Source organism: Paraclostridium sordellii (assembly GCF_000953675.1).
Taxonomy (GTDB): Bacteria; Bacillota; Clostridia; order Peptostreptococcales; family Peptostreptococcaceae; genus Paraclostridium; species Paraclostridium sordellii.
The window spans coordinates 1,161,430-1,183,095 of the sequence record NZ_LN679998.1 but is presented as its reverse complement, the minus strand read 5'-3'; the positions used below and the strand labels follow the sequence as shown (position 1 = coordinate 1,183,095).

The following is a 21,666-nucleotide window of genomic DNA, read 5'->3' as shown; positions in this document are numbered from 1 at the left end:
TAATTATAATAAATTTAAAAATTATATACTTAGGAGGATTTATGCTTACAATTATATTTCTTTGCATAGGGGGATTTTTAGCTGCTTTTGTTGATTCTATAGCTGGTGGAGGTGGCCTTATAAGCATGCCTATACTTTTAATGGCTGGTTTACCTACTCACCTAGCCCTTGGTACAAATAAATTTGCAGGTTCTTTTGGTTGCTTCTCAAGTGCATACAGATATGCTAAATCTGGAAAAACTAATATTGAGTTACTAAAAAAACTTATACCTTTTACAATTATAGGATGTTTTTTAGGTGTTAAATGTGTATTATCTATTAGTGATACAATTCTTAATATATTAGTTTTTATAATGATACTTGTAGTCGCACTTTACACATATTTAAAAAAAGAATTAGGTACTATTGATAATTTTCAAGGTATAAATGATAAGAATTTAAAAATAGGCATAATTATGGCTTTTTCTCTTGGATTTTATGATGGATTTTTTGGTCCTGGTACAGGAACATTTTTGGCATTTTCACTTATCAAAATATATGGTTTTGACTTTCTTAGTGCTTCTGCAAATACCAAAATATTAAATTTCACAAGTAATTTTGTAGCTCTTATATTGTTTATGATTAATGGTCAAATATTATATAGTGTAGCCATATTATATGCTATATCTATGATTTTAGGTGGGTACATAGGTGCTAAAGTTGCTATAAATAAAGGTTCTAAACTTATAAAACCTATATTTTTAATAATGTCTATTGCTGTTGGGTTTAAGTTAATATATCAAATAATAAAATAGGGTCTTAAAATTTTATAGACCCTATTTTACTTCTATTATAAAAACTTGAGTTTGTGGAGGTATACTCATTGTCATAGCGTTTGAATGATAAGCCAGTATTTGATCTCCTATATTTAAATCTTCTAAACTTATTTCATTATATTCACAGTCTAATATTAGAGTTTGGTCACTGTAAATTAACTTTGTAAAAGTATATATATCTTTTGGATTTGTAGCTATTGTTATAAATTTATATGGTTGACCTTGTATATCTTCAATATCTATAATAGTTCCTACTCTAAAACTTGCATATTTCATTTATTACACCCCATTTTAATTTTTATAATTATTTAAATTTAAATCTTTAATCTTATTTATACTATGACTATATTTATTTATTTGTTAATAATATAAATAAAAAAAGCATGATGTTTAAACATCATGCTTTTTTTAGTATGTTCCTTTTTTACCTATTTTATCATATAGTTTTTCATCTCTAGTTTTAGTTGAGCCTGAATTTCTAGCTCCGATTTTCTTTCCATCTTTTATCCCAATTTCAGAACCATGTTCAAATAACATTTTTCTTTTTTCTGCGTTAGTTTTAGGTCTATCTTTATGTCTGTTTTTATTATTTTTCATAATAAAACCTCCTAGATGTGAATTGCTACTTATATATTAATTTATCCAAATAGACTATTTCTATTCTATATACATAGACATTCTTTAATCTGAATTTCTTTTTTTATTTTCATTCCATCTTTTTCGTTTATTGTAAATCCATATTTTCTATAAATTTTATTTAAATTTTCTTGGCTTATTATACTCTTAAAAGGTATAGCGATACCTTCTATATACTGTATATAATTAAAGATACAATTGTCATTATAATGATTGTAATAATCTAGTATAGTATTGATTTTATTAACTATATAATCTAAGTTTGATAGTATAATCTTTCCATATCCAAATTTTGGTTTACCTGATGTAAATTCATTTATATATAAAATTCCTCTTTTTTCAATATTATAGTAAGTGCAATTCATATATGTATCTTTAGTATCTCCAGTCAATACTCTAATATCAACTTTCATGAATTCTTCTATTTCACTTTTTTTTATTTTAATCATTAGACATACCATTTTATTTATACTATGTTCTTTTGTTTCTAAAAAAATACAATCTCCATCTAATAAATATCTCTTTACTTTTTTTACTAACTTTACATAGTAATTATATAGTTCACTTATTTTTTTAGTTTCTTTTCTTATCTCTTTTGCGGGTATTGTTTTATATTTACTTTTCTTTATAGATTCTATATCTCTTGAATTTAAAATTCTTTTAATTTCATCTATTTTAAATAAGAAAGTTTCCATAACTCCTCCACATATAAAAAGCTTTATTAATTTTTATATGTAAAAAATTAAACTTTATTACTAATTTTATTAAAGTTAAAAATAAATAAAAAAGTATCTATAACTAATCTTTTAATATAGTCATAGATACTTTTTTATTTATAAAGTTTTTATAATCTTACATGGATTTCCTACAGCTACACAGTTAGCTGGTATATCTTTTGTTACAACACTTCCAGAACCTATAACTACATTATCCCCTATATTTACACCTGGATTTATTATAGCTCCTCCTCCAATCCATACGTTATCTCCTATAGTTACAGAAGCTCCATACTCAATACCTGAATTTCTAAGTTTTGCATCTATTGGATGATATGCCGTATAAATTTGAACGTTTGGTGCTAACATAACATTTTTTCCGATTTTAATTTCGCAAATATCTAGCATTATACAATTAAAGTTAGCATAAAAATTATCCCCAATATAAATATTAGATCCATAGTCACATTTAAAACTTGGTTCTATATAGATATTTTCTCCAGTAGCTCCAAATAACTTTTTTAATAAAACCACTCTCTCATAATCATCTTCTTCTGTAGTTTGATTAAATAATCGAGTTATTTTTCTAGCATATTTTCTTTCCTTAACAAGTTCTTCATCTGATGCTATATAGGCTTTTCCACTTAACATCTTCTCTTTTTCAGTCATATAATTCCCCTTTTATTAGATTTTGTACATTCTACATTCCCAAGGTTTTAGTTCAATGCTATTTGTTGTTTCATGATTCTTCACTTTTAAATTGGCTATCACTAAATTCTCATAGTTTAATTTTATATCTTTATAATTATACATAACTTTTTCATTAGACATATTTGTAATTATTATAAATTCGTCACTTCCTAAAACTCTTTTGTATGCATATATATTTTTATCATCTTCTAATATTAACTTATATTCACCATAAATTAATGCTTCATTTGACTTTCTTATCTTTATCATAGTTTTATAAAAATTAAGAATTGAATATTCATCATTTATTTGATTTTTGACATTTATAGTTTTATAATTTGGATTTATATTTATCCATGGCTTACTTTTGCTAAATCCACCAAAATTGCTATCATCCCATTGCATAGGAGTTCTTGAGTTATCCCTTGATAATCTCCAAGCTCTTTTTATAAGATTTTCATGACTCTCTCCAGATTCTAATCCTAAATAATAATTATTTTTAGTTTTTACATCATCATAATCTTCTATATTTTCAAATTCAACATTAGTCATACCAATTTCTTGACCTTGATATATAAAAGGAGTACCTTCTTGCATAAAATACATAAGGCCTAAGCAAGTTGAACTTTCATACCAATATTTTTCATCATTTCCTAGCATAGATACAATTCTAGGTATATCATGATTTTCTATAAACAAAGCATTCCAACCTATATTATGCAAATTATTTTGCCACTTAGATAATACTTTCTTAAACTTAAGTAAATCTAAAGATTTATCCATATTGTTATTCCATAAATCTAAATGTTCAAATTGAAACACCATATTAAATTTACCTTCCTCTTCAGATACCCACAGGTGAGCATCCTCTGGAGTTACTCCGTTAGCTTCTCCAACGGTCATCACATCATATTTACCATAAGTATTATCCTTTATATCTTTTAAATATTCATGTATACCCTCTACATTCATATGCTTATCAAAAGAAGAAACATATTTTAAATTATTAGGATTTGGCATATCTAAAAGCCCTTCTTCTTTATTTATATGACTTATGGCATCAACTCTAAATCCATCTATGCCCTTATCTAACCACCAATTCATCATTTCATAAATAGCACTTCTCATATCTTTATTCTTCCAATTTAAATCAGGTTGTTTTTTAGTAAATAAATGTAGGTAGTATTGATTAGTTTTTTCATCTTTTACCCAAGCTGATCCTCCAAATATACTTTCCCAGTTATTTGGTTCTTTATCCTCTTTACCATCTCTCCATATGTACCAATCTCTTTTTGGATTATCTTTTGAAGATTTTGATTCTATAAACCAAGGATGTTCATCGCTAGTATGATTTATTACTAAGTCAATTATTAATTTCATCCCTTTTTTATGAACCGCTTCTAATAATTCATCAAAGTCTTTCATATTTCCAAACTCTTTCATTATATCTTGGTAATCGCTTATATCATATCCATTATCATCATTTGGAGATTTATAAAAAGGAGACACCCATATAATATCTATTCCTAATTCTTTTATATAGTCTAATTTTTCTATTATTCCTCTTAAATCTCCAACTCCATCATTGTTTGAATCGTAAAAACTTCTTGGATATACTTGATAAGCTACAGCTTCTTTCCACCAAATTTTTTTCATATATGTCACCCTCCATAACTTGTGTTTTTATTTTACGTTTATACAAACTTCTACTCCGTAGTGATCTGATACTACTTTTTTATTTATTCCATTAAATATTACATTAGAACTTTCAACATCAATTTCTTTATTAGATAAAATTAAGTCTAACCTTAAATCTAGTTTATTATCATCCCAGCCTGCAATTTTACCTTTAACTGTAATTCCTTCATCTTTAACTTTAGAAAGCTTATATGTGTCAAAAAATTTATTACATAGATATTCATAACCTTCGCCTTTTATATTTGCATTATTATTAAAATCTCCCATTAAAAAAACTAGTTTTTCATTATCAGTTTCATTAATAAGTCTTTTTACTTGTTCTTTAAATGGTTCTTCATTATCATTCCACCATCCTAAGTGACAAGATAAAAATCTAATTTCTTTTGATTTATAAATAACATCTATTCCAACTATTTTTCTTGTTTTCCAAAAATCAAGTTTTATTGAATTTGTAATATAAAAGCTTTCTTTATTAACTATAGGAAGCTTTGTCATAAGACAAAGCCCCTCTTCATAAATATCATATCCTATATGTGCTACATCCCAATAAAATTCATATTGATTATTACCCAAACTTTTTAATTCATTTTGTAATAGCAATGCAAAATTATCACTTTTAACATTTTCGTGCACTTTATCTTTTTCTATTAATTGACTTACCTCTTGTAGAGCTATTACATCATAATCTTTTTCATTAATAGTTTTTGCTATATATTTTATTTTTTCAATTTGATTTTCTTCTTGCCATGAATGACAATTTAATGTTAAAAGTTTCAATTTGCTACGCCCCCAACATGTCTAGTATATTTGATTTTAAAACATCCGCCTTAGGTCCATATATAGCTTGAACACCTCTATCTTTAACTATTAATCCTAATGCTCCTAATGCTTTCCATTCTTTTTCATTTCCAACTAAGCTAACATCTTTTACTGTTACTCTTAAACGTGTCATACACGCATCTACATCTTCTATGTTATCTGCTCCTCCAAGTAAATTAATTATTTTACTTGATAAAACATCTTGTGCCATATTTGTATCAGCTTTTTTATTATCCTCTTCATTACCTTCTTCTATATAATTACCTCTGCGTCCTGGTGTTGCAATATTAAACTTCTTAATTAAGAAATTGAATATTCCAAAGTTTAAGAAGAAAAATACTGCACATGATATGAAGAAATTGATTAAATCCATAGTAAGTCCTGCTTTTATCATCATTGGAGTACGAGTTAAAAATTCTATAAATCCAAAGGCATGAACTCTTAAATTGATTATATCTGCAAGTGCAAATCCAAGTCCAGTAAGTACTGCATATACTAAGTATAAAACTGGTGATATAAACATAAACATAAATTCAATTGGTTCTGTTACTCCTGTTAGAAAACAAGCTAACATGGCAGAGATAAATATAGGTTTATATTTTTTTGCTTTATCTTTATCTACATTTTTATACATTGCAAGTGATATACCTGCAAGTGATGCAGTTGATAATATTACTTGACCTGCTTTAAAACGAGCTGGAGTTATACTTGTCAATAAATGGTTGTATGCTGAAGTATCTCCTGAAGCTTTTAAGTTTACTAAATCTGTTATCCATGCAAGCCATAATGGATCTTGACCTGCAACAGTAGTTCCAGCGGCTGCTCCTGTTGCTATTTGATATATTCCTCCTAATTCCGTATAATTCATAGGAACTGTTATCATATGGTGAAGTCCAAATGGTAATAATAGTCTTTCAAGAGTTCCATATACAAAAGGTGCTAATACTGGAGCTGTATCTTTAGAAGATGCAATCCACATACCAAATGCATTTAGTGCACCTTGTGCAAATGGCCAAACTATAGCTAAAACAATAGCACCCACTACTGACCCTAAAATTACAACAAATGGTACAAAACGTTTTCCATTGAAAAATGCTAAAGCTTTAGGTAGTTTATCAAAGTTATAGAATTTATTGTAAAGAACTGCACCCATAAACCCTGAAATTATACCTACAAATACTCCCATATTAAGAGCTGGTGCCCCTAATATAGATGTGAAGTAATCTTTTACTAAAAGTGTAGCTCCTGTTAATGATGTTACTGTTGCATTTGGATCTAATAACATCTCTGGTGTAACACCAAGTATAACTCCTGTTATACGATTTATTAATATAAAAGCAATTACTGCTGCAAAGGCTCCACCAGCACGTTCTTTTGCCCAAGATCCTCCTATTGCTACTGCAAATAATATATGTAAGTTCCCAATAATTCCCCAACCTATGTCTTCTACAACTTTAGCAGTTGTCATTATAAAATGGGCATCTGATGACATACCTATAAGTTTACCTATAGAAACCATAAGCCCCGCAGCCGGCATTACTGCTATAACTACTAAAAGTGCTTTTCCTAGCTTTTGCCAGAAATCAAAAGATATTAGTTTAGTTTTACTACTCATTATAAATCCCCTCTCTTTTATGCAACCGATTGCATTATTTCTTAAAAAAATATATTACTTCACTTCGCTAAATTGATTTTTATGTGTTTATTATAGCACCTTATGAAAATGTTTTCAAGAATTTATTCCTATTTATTTTTATATTTCCAAACTTTAGGCAATCGATTGCATATAATAAACCACATATATACATATGTGGTTTATTATATAAACGATTCTCTTTCAATAAATTCAGTTTTTACAATATAGTGGTTGTTTATAGCGCGATTATTCTCTAACTTATCAATTAAAAGTTTCGTTGCATAATATCCTAATTCATCTGCATTAATATTTACCGATGCTAATGGTGGATTTTGATACTTATCTAATTTAGTATCATTAAATCCAACTAAAGATATATTTTTTATATTTTTTTCATTTAATAATTTTCTAACTCCAAATGCTAATAAATCATCCGTAGTTATTATTGCACTTAAGTCATTATTTACAAATAATTTTTCCATACAAATATATCCTTCTTCTTCAGTAAAATCTGTTCCATGTATTATAAGGTTTTCATTTAAACTTATTCCATTTATTTCTAGAGCCATAGTATAACCTTTTAGCCTGTCTTTAGACATATTTAAATTTTCAATAGCTCCAATAAAACCTATATTTCTATGTCCTCTTTGAACAAGTTTATTTACAACATTATAAGTAGCTTGAAAATTATCATTATCTACCCATAATATATCATTAGAATGTTCCGGCCTTCCAATTACTGAAAAAGGAAAATTAATTTTTTTTAAGTAATTTATACTTTTATCATTTTCCTCTGACCTTAATAGTATTATTCCATCTATTAATTTTGCATCAATAATATCTATTATACTATCTAACTCTTTTTTATTTTCTTTTGTGAATACATAAGTTATATAATAACCTTTACTTTGTGCATAAATACTTATTCCCTTCATTGCATTTAGAAAAAATGAATTATCAAGAAATTCCTGAGCTTCATTTGGCAAAATAACACCTAATATTCTAGTTTTGTTATTTGCTAAACTTCTAGCTATAGCACTTGGTTTATAATTTAATTTTTTTATTGCTTTATGTACCTTTTCTTTTGTTTCATCGCTTATTTTTGAATTGTTTGATAGAACTCTAGATACAGTAGACGTCGCTACCCCAGCTTCCTTTGCCACATCTTTTATTGTAACTTTCATAATGTTAAATTTCCTTTATATTTTTATTTACCCTTTTTAATTTTCTTCTATTATAACATATTAAATTTTTATTTATATAATTTCATTACATAAAAATAGCCTTAAACTATATAGTTTAAAGCTACTTTTTACATTAGTGAATCATTTCAGCTTTTATACTTATTTCCTTCAACCTTTTACATATTTTATGTAATTCAGCATTACTATAAAGTTTTGAAACTTTTATTAATGCTGTGTAACAGTCATATACGTCATATTGTATGTATCTCCCTAAATTATCTTCTAATACTATAAGCTCATTTTCTTCATCTAAAAAAGTATTTTTAATGTTAGATTCATAATCAAAATTACTTTTTAACATATCTTCTGCTTTTAATAATAATTGATATGATTCATTTAGCACTTTAATATTATTCCCCATGGTTATAATCTCCTCTCAAAATATATGGTCCTTGAATATTATAACTCATTTTGTGTATTATTTAATGTATTTTAGGTCTATTCCAAGATTTACATATAATAAAGGGAGCATCTCTGCTCCCTTATTAGTTACTATTTTCCTTTGATGTTTTCTTTTACCTTTTTACCAACATTAACCCCAGTATTTATAGTTTCTTTTGCTATATTTCCAACACCACTTAGTACATCTTTTCCTACATTTAATCCAGTATTTATAGTTTCTTTTCCTATATTTCCTGCACCATTTAATACTTCTTTTCCTACATCTGTTACAGGCTTAGTTACTTTTTTAATATTATCTTCAACTTTTTTCTTTCCCATTTATATACATCTCCAGTATTATTATGAAAGTAGATAAATCTACTTATATAATAATATGTAGAAATTTAAACTTTGGTTACATATCAAATTCAGATATAATATTTCAATATAAAATATTTAACTTATTTAAGTAAGTTGATTAAATCTTCATTATTAAGCTTATTTAATATATTTGAATTAGACAATTTTTCATCTATTATATTATCTATAAGCTCTTTTTTACTTTCTTGTAATAATACTATTTTCTCTTCTATTGTATCTTTTGAAATTAATTTTATAACTTCTACTACATTTTTTTGTCCTATTCTGTGAGCTCTATCACTTGCTTGATTTTCAACAGATAAGTTCCACCATGGATCAAAGTGTATTACCATATCAGCACTGGTTAAATTAAGCCCTGTTCCTCCTACTTTTAATGATATTAAAAATACTTTTATATTCTTATTTTCATTAAATTCATTTACTAATTTAATTCTATCTTGAGCATTAGTTTTACCATCTAAATATAATTTTTCTATGCCTTCTTTTTGAATTTCTTCTTCAATGATTCTTAAAATACTCGTAAACTGAGAAAATATTAAAATTTTTCTACCACTTTCAATAGCTTCTTTAGTTATTTCCATACATACTTTTAACTTTTCACTTTTACCTTTATAATCTTTTAGCAAAGTTTTTGGATGCAAGCATAGTTGACGTAATTTAGTTAAATAAGAGAATATAGTAATTTTATCACTTTTGCCTTTATTATTTTTTAACTTTTCTAATACACTTTTATTATATATATCATATATTTGTTTTTGTTCTTTATTTAATTCTACAATAAATTTTTTCTCAATTTTATCAGGTAATTCTTCTATTACTTCTTTTTTAGTTCTTCTAAGTATAAATGGCTTTATTAATTTTTTTAATTCATTTGTATTTTCATTTATTATAAATTCATTTTGAAATTTCACTTTATCATATAAATATCCTGGCATTATAAAGTCAAATATTGACCATAGCTCCAATAAATTATTTTCTATAGGAGTACCAGTAAGTGCAAACTTAGACTTAGAATTTATACTCTTAACAGCTTTAGAACTTATAGTTTGTGGATTTTTAATATTTTGAGCTTCATCTATAATTAAATAATCAAAATTTATATTTTTATAAAGTTCTAAATCATTTCTTATTGTTGAATATGTAGTTATTATAACATCATAACTTTTATAATTTTCAATTACATTTTCTCTTAAACTTTTATCCCCATGTATAATTCCAACTTTAATTGAAGGTGTAAATTTATTAAATTCATTTTTCCAGTTATGAATTAATGATGTAGGTGTAATTATCATAGTTTTAGAGTTTTCATTCCCCCTTATAAATGCTATTGTTTGTAAAGTTTTTCCTAGGCCCATTTCATCAGCTAAAATCCCTCCAAAACCATAATAACTTAAGTTATTAAACCATGTAACTCCATCCTTTTGGTATTCTCTTAATATATTATCTAATTCTTTATGGATTTTATTTTTATAATTATCTTTTTTATTAAACTTTTCGCATATATTTTTAATATACTCTTTTCCACTTACAAAATTTATACTCTTTTCTCTTATATATTCATCTATATATAATGCTTTATTACTATTTACTTTAAAGCTACTTCCTTCTCCAGAAAATCCTAAAGTATCTATTAATTTAAAAAGATTTTGTATTTCTTCATCATGTAAATCTAGATATATAGATTCTTTTAAATGGTATAACCTTTTATTTTGTTTATATGAATTATATATATCTTTATATCTAGATTGATTTAATTTACCTATATTAAATGAAATTTCCAACATATCAAATTCATCTTTTGATATATTTATACTTGTATTTAACTTTGCATATTTTATTTCATTTTTACTATGACTTATACTACTACTTTTTTTACTTTTTTTCTTGTTCAAATCATCTAGGCATTTATATATTGCAGCTACCATGTGTTTACATATAAATGTATTGCTCTCTCCACTTTTACATAGCCAATCATTACAGTCACAACTTGTACTTACTATACGTTTTGTTTTCTCACTTAAAACTATAAATACTGTATTTTGATTTAAAAAGCTTTCATCTCTAATAGTTGCATAGAAATTTATATTTTCGCTTTCTTTTTTTATATAACTATTACTCACTAAGTTACTTTTATATAAAATAACTCCTGAGTTGTATCTATTTTTTTCAGTATTATTTTCAATAATTTCTTTTACTTCACTTATCTTCATACGTTCACCTACTTTATTAAAATATTTTATATAATTATGTATTTAAATATCACATATATTTGTTAACCTATAGTAATATAAAAACATAAAGACCTGTATATACAGGTCTTTATGTTTTTATATTACTTATCTGCTTTATCAAATTTATTTTTCTTTAATTCAAAATACACTTCTAAATTTTCAGATGAATTATCCATTTCTCCACTTAAATTATCTATGCTAGAAAATATAATGTTCTTCTTTAAATTATCTAGTTTTTGTTCTTTTTTTAATTTATTGTTTTTATTCATTTATAACTCCTTTTTATACTATATTTATTACAATTTATTTTTCACTTATTAGTTAATAGTATTCATGATTTATAAATGACAATAATTGTTTATATTATATAAAAAAAGCATCTAAAATCTAGATGCTTTAAAATATTGGCGGAGAGGGTGGGATTCGAACCCACGGCCCCTTTCGGAGTCACTGGTTTTCAAGACCAGCTCCTTAAACCACTCGGACACCTCTCCAAACTCATATATAATATACCATCTTTATCATATTTTGTAAATACTTCTTTTATTTAAATAACTATATAAAAAAAGAAGTGTGTAATTACACTTCTTTTTTTATAAATTATGATTAATTGCTTTTAGTATTTTGGGTAACTGGAAGTATTATAATAAAATTACTCCCTTCACCTAGTTTACTTTCAACATATATTTCTCCATTATGAAGCTTAATTATATGATTGGTTATAGTAAGTCCAAGTCCACTTCCGGCCTTCACTTCATTATTTATATCGACAACTTGACTGAATCTATCAAATATAGCTTTATGATACTTTTCATCTATACCAACACCTGTATCTGATACACTAATTTTAACTTTATCATCTAAATCTTTAATAGTTATTGTTATTGTTCCTCCTTCAGGAGTAAATTTAGCTGCATTGCCGACTAAGTTAACAATGCATCTTTCAATTTCATAACTATCACACATTATAGTTTTTTCTTCAATTTCTGGATCTATTATTAAATCAATTCCTTTAGCACTTACATAATCAATTAAAGTTAATGCAGTTTCTTCTACTAAATAGACAATATCCACTTTCTTTAATGAAATTACATACATATCATTTTGAAGCTTTGTACTATCTACTATATTATTAATTAAGTTTAATAGTCTTTTGCAATTTCTTTGTGATACGTCTATGTAATGGTTTAATCTGTCCTCTTTAATACCTTCATCTTTTTTCATTAATCCTAATATAAGTTGATTTGTACTGCTTATAACATTTAAAGGAGTTCTTAACTCATGAGATAAGTTTACAAAATAGTTATTTTTATTTTTTTCTAGTTTTATATTTTTATTTAGTAAAACTGTATTTCTCTCCATCTCTTCTCTTAATCTAAGAGTTTTTTTCTGTACTAGTTTGTCAAGCTTCTTTACTTTATATTTATGATTTATTATAAATGCAATTACTATTAATATGTATATTAAACATGCATATCCACTTAACCAAAAAGGAGGTTTTATAGAGAAACTAACTTGACTTTCGTCACTTACATTTCCGCTTGTGTCTATTGCTTTTACTTTAAATATGTAATTACCAGGCTGTAAATCATTATAAGTAACATGATTATCTTTTGTTCTTGTTATTCCTCCACTACTACCTTCTAATCTATATTCGTATGTAGTACTTTTTTCACTTGAATAATTTGGAGTAAAAAACTTTATACTTATTGTATTTGTTCCTTCACTAAACTTCTTGTTGTTTATATCATGAAATTCTTTATTATCTATTAAAAATTTATCAAACAATACTTTAGGTTTATCTCCTGATTTAATTATGTCATTTGGGTAAAATGAGTTTAATCCATTAACGCCTCCAAAAAAAAGTTCTCCTTTTTTATTTTTATATGCTGCATTACCGTTAAATTCATTTCCTTGTAATCCATCAGTTACACTTAAATTGATAACTTTATCATTATTTGAATCAATTTTAGAAATCCCCTTATTTGTACTTATCCATATACTATCATCATTATCTACTAAAACACCATATATAGTATTGTTTGCTATTCCATTTTTAGTTGTATATCTCTTAAACTTACCACTTTTTTTATCTAGTTTATTTAATCCATAGCTAGTACCAACCCATATGTTTCCTTTACTATCCTCGTTTATATATCTAACATGATTATCACTTATGCTTTCATTATCACTTTCGCTATGCTTATAATGTTTTATAGTTCTATCTTTTGGATTTATAACACATAGTCCATTTTGTTTTAAAAGTCCTAAATAATAATTACCTTGTTTATCTTCATATATATGTCTAATATAGTTATTTTGATTTTTACCTTTATTTATTTTATCATTTATAATTTTATTTATATCTATGACTTCGTCAGTTTCTGGATTTAAAATACTTAATCCATCTGTTGTCCCAATCCATAGATAGCCTTTACTATCTATCATTACATCTTTTATTTTATTATCTACTAAACCGTCTTTTGTACTATAATTTTTTAATATCTTTCTTGATTTGTCTAGTTTAATAAGTCCATTATCAGTTGCTATATAAATAATATTGCCTTTTCCAGTTATATCATTTACAGAATCATTTTTAAATGCTTTATCTATACTACTGTTTAATTGCTTAGATGTATTATTTTTCCTATCAATTATATTTACACCTTTTGAATTTGTACCTACCCAAAGATATCCATCCTCATCTTCATATACACCATGTACTATATTTTCATTTAGCAAATAATTATCATCAAGTCCTGCTTTATAATGATTTATCTTGCTATCTGTGTCAAATATACTTATACCTGAATAGGTACCAACCCATATAAGGCCTTTACTATCTTCCATTAAGCTTTTTATATTATTATTTACTAAGCTATTTTTATCATATATTTTATGATGATAAACATTAAAATTATCACTTTGCTTATTGTACTTTGCAAGTCCATTTGCAGTACCTATCCATACATTGTCTTTACTGTCTTTTTTTATACAACCTATATTGTCATTTGGTATAGATTTTGAATCATTTAAATCATGCGTATACCTAGTTATTTCATCTGTTTTTGTGTTTATTTTAGATAATCCTGAACTAGCACTTCCTACCCAAACATATCCATTTTCATCATCACAATATACATTATAAATCTCACCTTCTCCTAAAGAGTTCTTTTCTGTTGATGTAGGAAAAGTTTTTATGATTTTAAAATTTTTTGATACTTTTATAACTCCCTTTTTAAGACCTAACCAAATATTACCTTCAGAATCTTCATCTATAGAGTAAATATATTGACAATTAATATCGTTATTTTCGCCTAAAACCTTCTTAAATTTATCCAAGTTTTCCTCATATAAATACAATCCTTCATCAGTAGCAACTAATACTTTATTTTCATTAGTTACTAATACTTCCATAGCGTTATTGCTTCCTATAGAATTATCTTTAACTTTATAGTTTTTTATCTCATCATTTTTAGGATTTAACTTACTTACGCCACCTATGGTTGTTATCCATATATTTCCATGACTATCTTCATCTATATCACTTATATGATTATTACTTATACTATTTTCTCCATATTCATAATTGTACACCTTAAAATCATATCCATTGTACTTGTTTAATCCATCATTAGTTCCAAACCAAACATAGCCTTTGCTATCTTGAAAAATCACGTCTATGGTAGATTGACTGATGCCTTGTTCTATATTTAAGTTATTAAATGTTATCCGCCTATCTTGAGCGTTAACCTTATTAAATAAACATAAAAAAATAAAAAAATTAATTAAAATCACTAAACCAATCCTACTAAATAAATTAACTTTCCCCATATACTTTCCTTTCAAAGAAAAAAAATTCCATTTACACTAATATTATATAGTAAATCCTAAATTTCAACAATATTTGAATTATTGACTTAATTTTAATGTAGTTCATATATATCCGAAAGTTCTAACTCAATCTTTTGCATATCTATTGTATATTCTATTTCTTTATCTATTAAGTCATCACCTAGAAGCTTTTTATTTGGAAGTAATATTTCAAATTCAGTACCATTTTCCCCATCACTTTCTAAATAAATTTCTCCTTCATTTAATTCTATAATAGATTTGACTATACTAAGTCCTATCCCACTACCTTCGTTCATTCTATTTAAAGATTTATCAGCTTGTACAAATCTTTCAAATACTAAATCTTGCATATGAATAGGTATTCCAACCCCATCATCTTCAAATATGATTTGAACCCATTCTTTATTTACATATATACTTACAAATATATTTCCATTTGGTTTGGTAAATTTAATTGAATTTGATAGTAAATTTAGTACTGCTCTTTCAATCATTTCAGGATCACATTTTATTATTAACTCTTCTACATCAGTATCAAATATTATATTTATATCCTTTTGTCTTGCATAAATTATAACTGACATAGTTATAGCTTCTACTAACTTAACAATATCACAATTTACAATATTAGGTTTTGTATACCCTACATCTATTTTTGTTATATCTACAATATTATTTATAAGTCTTAACATTCTTTGACAATTTAGCCTTAAACTAGATCTGTATTTATTATAAGACTTTCTAAATTCTTCTTCATTGTTATTTAGTTTTATATCTAATAATTGAACAGTAGAATAAAAAATATTTAATGGTGTCCTAAGCTCATGACTTATATTGGCAAAGAATTCACTTTTAACTTTTTCATGATCTTTCATTTTTTCATACTCTATTTTATATTTTTCCATTCTATCTTTTTCTGTTACATCAGTGAATGTAACAACAAATCTAGCAGTTCCAGATTTTTTATTTGAATTAGTCAACCTTGAATCTATTATTGTCTGTACACTACAATCTATTGTTGTACTTCCAGACTTTAATTCTATTTTTCCATTCCAGCAACCTCTATCATATATACTTTTTTTAATACTTTCAAGCATATCAGTATTTATAGTATTTATTTCGTCTTTGACTTTTTCAGTTAGAATATCTACCTTTATTTCTTCATTTTTAAATAGATATTTTTTCATCTTTTTATTCGAATATAAAACATTTCCATTTAAGTCACTTATATATATACAACTATGTTTATTTTCTTCAACTAAGTTATAAAATACTTTTATTTCTTCTTTTAACTCTCTGTTTTTCTTTATAGTAAGTATAAGTTCTAAAAATAATCCTACTATAAGAACTATAAATGACATATATGTAATAGATATAGATATATATTTTATATCCATTATTGGCTTGTCCGACCCAACAATAGCATATATGGCTTTAATCCATAACATAAGAATACTTGCACCTATTACAGAATAGGTATAATCATTTTCTTTTATACTTTTTCTAAAGAATATAAAACTAGATATCGTGTAAATAAGGATTAATAAAAAATTGTACTCCCTAAAAAACTCTGTATCCTTATTCATAGGAAAAATTATACTCTCTCTTTCCATATATCCAAAACATAAAGCAGTTAATAATATAAATATTATAACTTGAGTTTTATTTTTCATTATAAAACTTCTAATTTGCTTAATTGGAAAAGCTGCTACTAATATAATAATAATTCTCATTATAGAGGTGGATATTGCAATATATCCTTTCATACTTATAATAGTATTTTCTAATGTTAAGTTATCAAATACACCTAATAATATATCTATTAAAAATATCATATACATTAGAGAAATAATAAATAACTCTTCTTTCTTTGTACTATCATAGCAAAGTAAACAACTTATAATTGCTAAAAAAGATAACATTATATTAAAAAATCGAATAAAATATTCAGGTTTTATACTAAAATTTAAATTACTATGAAAAGTAACCATTAAACTAATTATATATATAAAAACTAAACAAACTGATATAGCTATAGTTAACTTTGTTGCTACCCTATTATCCATATCAATTTTTTTGGCTCTATCTAATTCCAACATTACTCTCTCCCCCATTAATTATTAATACAAACTATACCACCATTGGTTGAAATAGTCTATATTTTCGACAATAAAAGACAGACTACGAGCCTAGTAGTCTGTCTTTTATATTAATTTTATTTAATTGACTTTATTGCTTTTGATAATTGGTCTGGACATGAAGTATTTTTAGTTCCACATCTTATTCCTTCTAATATCGATGCTACTTCATCTGCTTTTTTACCAATAACTAATGATTTTATTCCAATTAGATTTCCAGCACAACCACCAATAAATTCAACATTTTTAATAATTTTATTTTCATCTATTTCTAAATTTATTTTACTACAGCAACATCCAGATGTATTATAACTTATCTTCATGATAAACGCTCCTTAAATATAATATAACTCAATAAATATTATATTAGTAAATGTTGCTATTTGTTACTTTATTTATTTTTTTTATCATCTTCTAAGAGTTCTTCTATCTCATATTTGTTAGGATGTATAAAAGTATACGGTGTATCATCTGTTAACTCTTCTATAGCTCCTCCCTCAAAAAGTTCTTCATATCCTCGTTGTTTTGGTATAAATAACTCTTCGTATGAATTTCTCTTTGTAGGTATGTTTTTATCATTTTTTTTCATTTCGTTTCGTTGCCTCTCTTACTATAGTTTTACTTATTATTATAACTAATTTTGTTATATATATAACTTTTACCCAAAATTAGATTTTATAAATATAAAATTTAATTAATTTTTTAATTTTCACTATAAATTTCTAGCTATTTGTCTAAATGTGTTTCTCAAATTTAAAACACCATACCCTTGTGATATATTTGGATATGAGTATATTTCCTCTCTAGATGAACCAAGCATTAAGTAAGTTCTTAAAGCTTCTGTAAATAAAGATAATTTAGGTACTCTACTTTCTCTTTCAAGATACTCCATTATAAGAGCCATAACTCCACAAACAACACTACTACTTGCTCCACTTCCTGTAGATGTTATATAATCTCCATCAATATAAGTTGATATAATATCAACTCCTGGAGCTATTATATCTGGCATAATTTTATAGTTATCATAACTTCCTTTTGATGATCCAATCCATAAGCTATTTGTTTTTCCATTATAACAACCGATTGTCATAACTCTTCTTGATAAAGCCATTTGAGTTATTGTTCCTGTTGATTTAGAATCTAAAAATCTCGTATCTGCAGATATGATATTTTTATTTGGAAGGTAAACATCAAAATTTCCATTTATTATAAATTCAGGCCTTAACCTAAGAGTCCAGACTCCGGGTTTTATGTCCCTTAAATTTATTTCTAAAGCCTGTTCTCCTGTTTCTAACCAGGGAAATCTATTTACTATTCTATAAAATGTCTTTTCAATATAAAATTGTCCTGTATATATTTGATCATCAGGACTATAAATTACATTTTGACTTACATCTCCAGATGGCGATATTATCTGTATTGAAATTTTATCAGGTCCAGTTCCACTTAAAGTTATATCTAAATTATTATTTTCACCGCTTTGAAAAAGAACATCAATATATGCATTTTCACCTTTTATATTATTAGAGTAATGGATATCAGTATTCCCCTCATTTCCTGCTCCACTGATTATAACTACCCCTGACCTTTCTAAAGCCTGATATGTTTCTAATATAGATGCTTCTACACGTATATCTGATTTAGTACCTAATGTTAAATTTATTATTATAGGTTTTAATTCCTTCCTTGCAATATTTATTACATAGGTTATAGCAGCTAAGAAATCTGATACTGTATAACTTACTTTGCCTGGATAATAATATCCGTTTTGACTCCTAACTTTTACAACTATTAAATCAGCATCTGGAGCTATTCCTCTATAGTTCCTATTTATATTTCCTTGGCCTACTAAAATTCCACAAACTGCCGTACCTGTTCCTATTTTATCCTCACTTAAACTACTATCATTTTCTAATATAGCTTGATTTATTTCTTCTCTTGTATATTCACTTCCAAATATCATTCCCTCTGGAGGATTTTTTTTATCACTTTCTTGATCCCATAAATATAAAATTTTACTTGTATTGTCTCCATTTATTAAATCCTTGTGCAAATAGTTAACTCCAGAATCAATTACAGCAACTAAAATTCCCTTTCCACTTACATTTATATACGGGTTTGTTTCAATATAATTGGTTCCTGCTGCATCTGTAATAGTTTCTCCGCCTTGTACATTATCTGTTATTTCTATAAGAGAACTCATCGGATCAGATCCACTCCACCACTCTACTTCTTTTATAGTATCTAATACAAGTTCATCAAAGTCAGAGGGTACATATATAGCTGCAAGTTTGTCATTTAAAATAATATATTTATCTACGTTATTTTTACTTAATGCTTCCTCAATATTTCCTCTATATATTAAATAGAAAGACTTTTCATTTTCATCCATACTACGGCCCCCTATTTTAATTGATCAAACATCCCCCTGAAGTTAAACACTCCATAGCCCCAAATATTATTTGGATAAACTACGTTTCCAATTCTATTAGCTCCACCCTGAATAAAAGTTCTAATTATTTGTATGAATCCTTTATTAGGATAATTATCTTCATTTATAATATATTCTAAGTAAAGAGCTATTGATGCAGACACATGAGCTGCTGCTACTGAACTTCCAGTAACAGTAGCATAAGAGTTATTTAAATATGGTCCAATTATATTTACTCCTGGAGCAACTACATCTGGTTTTATTCTATTTGTTAAACTAGGTCCTCTTGATGACGAAGCCCATATGCTTCTTGTTATGGAGTTGTATGTTCCAACAGTTACTACATCTGGTTGTACTCCAGGGTAATTTATAGTACTATCTGGATTAGATTCTCTAAATCTAGTTCCTGGCTTTAAAAAAACTCTATTTTGCAAGTAAACATTATATATTCCTCCTGTTATATAAGCCCCTTCTAATTGTAATTTCCATATTCCTGGTTTTGCTCTTTGTAGGTATATAATAGTATGTTCTTGCCCTGAATATGTGGCTGGATAAGAATATCTAATTGAATATTCAGTATCTTCAAAATCAAATTTTCCTGTTACTAAATCATAACTAGATAAATCTACGGCTTTTGTTGTTTCTCCAGTTGGCGAAACTATGAATATATTTACCCTATCTGGCCTACTTAACCACACCTCTATTCTTAAATTAGGTTCTTCTTGTTGTATCTGTATATCTATATCAACTATCTCCCCTTCTCTTAAAATTCTTCCTGATGCATGTGTTCCTGTATCACCTTCATTTCCTGCTCCAGTTACTACACATACTCCATTTGAAAAGTAAGTTTCTCTACTATTTGTTCTATTTGCATATCCTGCTAATCCATTACTACCCATGGATACTTGTATTGAAGTTGGTATGTTAAGCTCCTCACCTTTTATATATGCATATTGAAGTGCTGCAAATAACATTGCACTATTATAATCTCCATTTACTTTAGCAAGTTTAATTACTATTAATTCAGCTCCTGGGGCAATTCCTTCATATGATTTATTTACATTTCCTAATCCTGCACATATTCCACTTATAATAGTTCCATGACCATCTTCATCTGTTGATAGATTTTTATTGTTTTCTTTTATTGCATTATTTATCTCTTCATTTGTATATTCTGTCCCTAAGAAAAAACCCTCTGGAGGTTTGCCTTCTACAGATTGATCCCATATGTATCGTATTTTACTAGTTCCATCTGGATATATAAAATCTTTATGTAAATAGTCAATACCAGTATCAATTACAGCTATTATAGTTCCTCGACCTGTAAGTTGGATATTTGGATTATTTTTAAAAAAGTTAACACCTATTTCTTCCTGCCCTGAAATTCCATTTTCAATTCCTCTAGTTATAGTTCCTAAAGGAGTAACTTTTACTACATTTTCTATAATTTCAACTGAATTTAATCTTAAAACTAACTCGATATTTCGTCTACTTAAGGTATCAAAAAACATTAAGGTTCTATCGTTACTAAGTCTTATGATCTCATATGTAGTATTTAAATCTTTTAATTCATCAATAAAAGCATCATTATGTGAAACTAATATAGCGTTTGCTATATCTTTATTTAAATTTATCTGTCTAGTTAAGCTTTTAGTTTTTAAGGTGATAGTATCGTAATCTTTAATTTCAATTAAAGTATTTTTTTTAGCTTTTGAAAAACTCTTTTCACCTTGACCTTTTAATTTAAATATTTTTTCTATATTTTTAATTTCAGGAAAATTTTTCAGTTTATTTATGTCTTCTTTGTTTTTTAAAGTTATTCTCGCGTAAGAATTGCTTAATACATCTACTAATGCATCTAATTTGTCTTCTATTAATTTAATATTTGAATTATATTTAACTATTACTTCATACTTTATAAAAACCACCTCTCATAATTTTCTGATATTAATAATATATTCTTCGTGTATTCATATATGTATTGTTATTTGC

19 protein-coding genes and 1 tRNA gene are annotated in these 21,666 nt (G+C 26.3%); 1 reads left to right on the top strand and 19 read right to left on the bottom strand.

Annotated features, from left to right (window positions below):
• Positions 1-41: 41 nt before the first annotated feature.
• The gene (locus tag ATCC9714_RS05730) at positions 42-794 is read left to right on the top strand and encodes a sulfite exporter TauE/SafE family protein (protein ID WP_055329177.1); all 753 of its coding nucleotides are present in this window, start codon (positions 42-44) and stop codon (positions 792-794) included.
• Between the two features lie 21 nt (positions 795-815).
• Here the strand turns inward: ATCC9714_RS05730 and ATCC9714_RS05725 are convergent, their stop codons facing one another.
• From ATCC9714_RS05725 to ATCC9714_RS05635, 19 genes are all read right to left on the bottom strand, one after another.
• Entirely contained in the window at positions 816-1,091 is a 276-nt protein-coding gene (locus ATCC9714_RS05725; protein WP_021123840.1) for a hypothetical protein, read from the bottom strand.
• A gap of 132 nt (positions 1,092-1,223) precedes the next feature.
• Positions 1,224-1,412 carry a hypothetical protein gene (locus ATCC9714_RS05720; RefSeq protein ID WP_021128411.1) on the bottom strand — a complete coding sequence of 63 codons (189 nt, stop codon included), beginning with the start codon at positions 1,410-1,412 and terminating at the stop codon, positions 1,224-1,226.
• A 65-nt stretch (positions 1,413-1,477) separates the two neighbouring features.
• Complete coding sequence (locus ATCC9714_RS05715; protein WP_057544708.1) at positions 1,478-2,146, bottom strand: hypothetical protein; 669 nt, start codon at positions 2,144-2,146, stop codon at positions 1,478-1,480.
• A 138-nt stretch (positions 2,147-2,284) separates the two neighbouring features.
• Positions 2,285-2,836, bottom strand: coding sequence for a sugar O-acetyltransferase (locus ATCC9714_RS17875; RefSeq protein ID WP_021123836.1), 552 nt, complete (start codon positions 2,834-2,836; stop codon positions 2,285-2,287).
• A 15-nt stretch (positions 2,837-2,851) separates the two neighbouring features.
• Positions 2,852-4,513, bottom strand: a complete 1,662-nt coding sequence (locus tag ATCC9714_RS05705; RefSeq protein WP_057544707.1) for an alpha-glucosidase — start codon at positions 4,511-4,513, stop codon at positions 2,852-2,854.
• 27 nt (positions 4,514-4,540) lie between these two features.
• Positions 4,541-5,332, bottom strand: coding sequence for an endonuclease/exonuclease/phosphatase family protein (locus tag ATCC9714_RS05700; protein WP_057544706.1), 792 nt, complete (start codon positions 5,330-5,332; stop codon positions 4,541-4,543).
• A 4-nt stretch (positions 5,333-5,336) separates the two neighbouring features.
• Positions 5,337-6,989, bottom strand: coding sequence for a PTS transporter subunit IIBC (locus tag ATCC9714_RS05695; protein ID WP_057544705.1), 1,653 nt, complete (start codon positions 6,987-6,989; stop codon positions 5,337-5,339).
• Positions 6,990-7,192: 203 nt separating this feature from the next.
• Entirely contained in the window at positions 7,193-8,194 is a 1,002-nt protein-coding gene (locus ATCC9714_RS05690) for a LacI family DNA-binding transcriptional regulator (RefSeq protein ID WP_057544704.1), read from the bottom strand.
• 133 nt (positions 8,195-8,327) lie between these two features.
• Entirely contained in the window at positions 8,328-8,615 is a 288-nt protein-coding gene (locus ATCC9714_RS05685) for a hypothetical protein (protein WP_021128418.1), read from the bottom strand.
• Positions 8,616-8,746: 131 nt separating this feature from the next.
• Positions 8,747-8,974, bottom strand: a complete 228-nt coding sequence (locus tag ATCC9714_RS05680) for a hypothetical protein (protein WP_021123825.1) — start codon at positions 8,972-8,974, stop codon at positions 8,747-8,749.
• 122 nt (positions 8,975-9,096) lie between these two features.
• Positions 9,097-11,226 carry a DEAD/DEAH box helicase gene (locus ATCC9714_RS05675; protein WP_057544703.1) on the bottom strand — a complete coding sequence of 710 codons (2,130 nt, stop codon included), beginning with the start codon at positions 11,224-11,226 and terminating at the stop codon, positions 9,097-9,099.
• Positions 11,227-11,348: 122 nt separating this feature from the next.
• Positions 11,349-11,516: a hypothetical protein gene (locus ATCC9714_RS05670; protein WP_155485672.1), complete on the bottom strand. Its 168-nt coding sequence runs from the start codon at positions 11,514-11,516 to the stop codon at positions 11,349-11,351.
• A gap of 136 nt (positions 11,517-11,652) precedes the next feature.
• Positions 11,653-11,741, bottom strand: a tRNA-Ser gene (locus tag ATCC9714_RS05665).
• Positions 11,742-11,853: 112 nt separating this feature from the next.
• Positions 11,854-15,081, bottom strand: a complete 3,228-nt coding sequence (locus ATCC9714_RS05660; RefSeq protein ID WP_057544702.1) for a ligand-binding sensor domain-containing protein — start codon at positions 15,079-15,081, stop codon at positions 11,854-11,856.
• A gap of 92 nt (positions 15,082-15,173) precedes the next feature.
• On the bottom strand, positions 15,174-17,201 hold the full coding sequence (locus ATCC9714_RS05655; RefSeq protein WP_196333202.1) for a sensor histidine kinase: 2,028 nt from the start codon (positions 17,199-17,201) through the stop codon (positions 15,174-15,176).
• Between the two features lie 116 nt (positions 17,202-17,317).
• Positions 17,318-17,563 (bottom strand): TIGR03905 family TSCPD domain-containing protein, encoded by a 246-nt coding sequence (locus ATCC9714_RS05650; RefSeq protein ID WP_054629263.1) that lies wholly within the window; start codon positions 17,561-17,563, stop codon positions 17,318-17,320.
• 68 nt (positions 17,564-17,631) lie between these two features.
• The gene (locus ATCC9714_RS05645) at positions 17,632-17,829 is read right to left on the bottom strand and encodes a hypothetical protein (RefSeq protein WP_021128424.1); all 198 of its coding nucleotides are present in this window, start codon (positions 17,827-17,829) and stop codon (positions 17,632-17,634) included.
• A 123-nt stretch (positions 17,830-17,952) separates the two neighbouring features.
• Positions 17,953-19,635: a bile acid germinant receptor pseudoprotease CspC gene (gene cspC / locus ATCC9714_RS05640; RefSeq protein WP_054629262.1), complete on the bottom strand. Its 1,683-nt coding sequence runs from the start codon at positions 19,633-19,635 to the stop codon at positions 17,953-17,955.
• Positions 19,636-19,646: 11 nt separating this feature from the next.
• The gene (locus tag ATCC9714_RS05635) at positions 19,647-21,602 is read right to left on the bottom strand and encodes a S8 family serine peptidase (protein WP_054629261.1); all 1,956 of its coding nucleotides are present in this window, start codon (positions 21,600-21,602) and stop codon (positions 19,647-19,649) included.
• Between the last annotated feature and the right edge of the window lie 64 nt (positions 21,603-21,666).

What these genes read in the sequence shown, in the direction of transcription:
- cspC (WP_054629262.1), bottom strand. Translation starts at nt 19,635, where the DNA reads ATGGATGAAAATGAAAAGTCTTTCTATTTAATATATAGAGGAAATATT.
- ATCC9714_RS05670 (WP_155485672.1), bottom strand. Translation starts at nt 11,516, where the DNA reads ATGAATAAAAACAATAAATTAAAAAAAGAACAAAAACTAGATAATTTA.
- ATCC9714_RS05690 (WP_057544704.1), bottom strand. Translation starts at nt 8,194, where the DNA reads ATGAAAGTTACAATAAAAGATGTGGCAAAGGAAGCTGGGGTAGCGACG.
- ATCC9714_RS05715 (WP_057544708.1), bottom strand. Translation starts at nt 2,146, where the DNA reads ATGGAAACTTTCTTATTTAAAATAGATGAAATTAAAAGAATTTTAAAT.
- ATCC9714_RS05685 (WP_021128418.1), bottom strand. Translation starts at nt 8,615, where the DNA reads ATGGGGAATAATATTAAAGTGCTAAATGAATCATATCAATTATTATTA.
- ATCC9714_RS05645 (WP_021128424.1), bottom strand. Translation starts at nt 17,829, where the DNA reads ATGAAAAAAAATGATAAAAACATACCTACAAAGAGAAATTCATACGAA.
- ATCC9714_RS05730 (WP_055329177.1), top strand. Translation starts at nt 42, where the DNA reads ATGCTTACAATTATATTTCTTTGCATAGGGGGATTTTTAGCTGCTTTT.
- ATCC9714_RS05725 (WP_021123840.1), bottom strand. Translation starts at nt 1,091, where the DNA reads ATGAAATATGCAAGTTTTAGAGTAGGAACTATTATAGATATTGAAGAT.
- ATCC9714_RS05680 (WP_021123825.1), bottom strand. Translation starts at nt 8,974, where the DNA reads ATGGGAAAGAAAAAAGTTGAAGATAATATTAAAAAAGTAACTAAGCCT.
- ATCC9714_RS05720 (WP_021128411.1), bottom strand. Translation starts at nt 1,412, where the DNA reads ATGAAAAATAATAAAAACAGACATAAAGATAGACCTAAAACTAACGCA.
- ATCC9714_RS05650 (WP_054629263.1), bottom strand. Translation starts at nt 17,563, where the DNA reads ATGAAGATAAGTTATAATACATCTGGATGTTGCTGTAGTAAAATAAAT.
- ATCC9714_RS05660 (WP_057544702.1), bottom strand. Translation starts at nt 15,081, where the DNA reads ATGGGGAAAGTTAATTTATTTAGTAGGATTGGTTTAGTGATTTTAATT.
- ATCC9714_RS05695 (WP_057544705.1), bottom strand. Translation starts at nt 6,989, where the DNA reads ATGAGTAGTAAAACTAAACTAATATCTTTTGATTTCTGGCAAAAGCTA.
- ATCC9714_RS05655 (WP_196333202.1), bottom strand. Translation starts at nt 17,201, where the DNA reads ATGTTGGAATTAGATAGAGCCAAAAAAATTGATATGGATAATAGGGTA.
- ATCC9714_RS05675 (WP_057544703.1), bottom strand. Translation starts at nt 11,226, where the DNA reads ATGAAGATAAGTGAAGTAAAAGAAATTATTGAAAATAATACTGAAAAA.
- ATCC9714_RS05705 (WP_057544707.1), bottom strand. Translation starts at nt 4,513, where the DNA reads ATGAAAAAAATTTGGTGGAAAGAAGCTGTAGCTTATCAAGTATATCCA.
- ATCC9714_RS17875 (WP_021123836.1), bottom strand. Translation starts at nt 2,836, where the DNA reads ATGACTGAAAAAGAGAAGATGTTAAGTGGAAAAGCCTATATAGCATCA.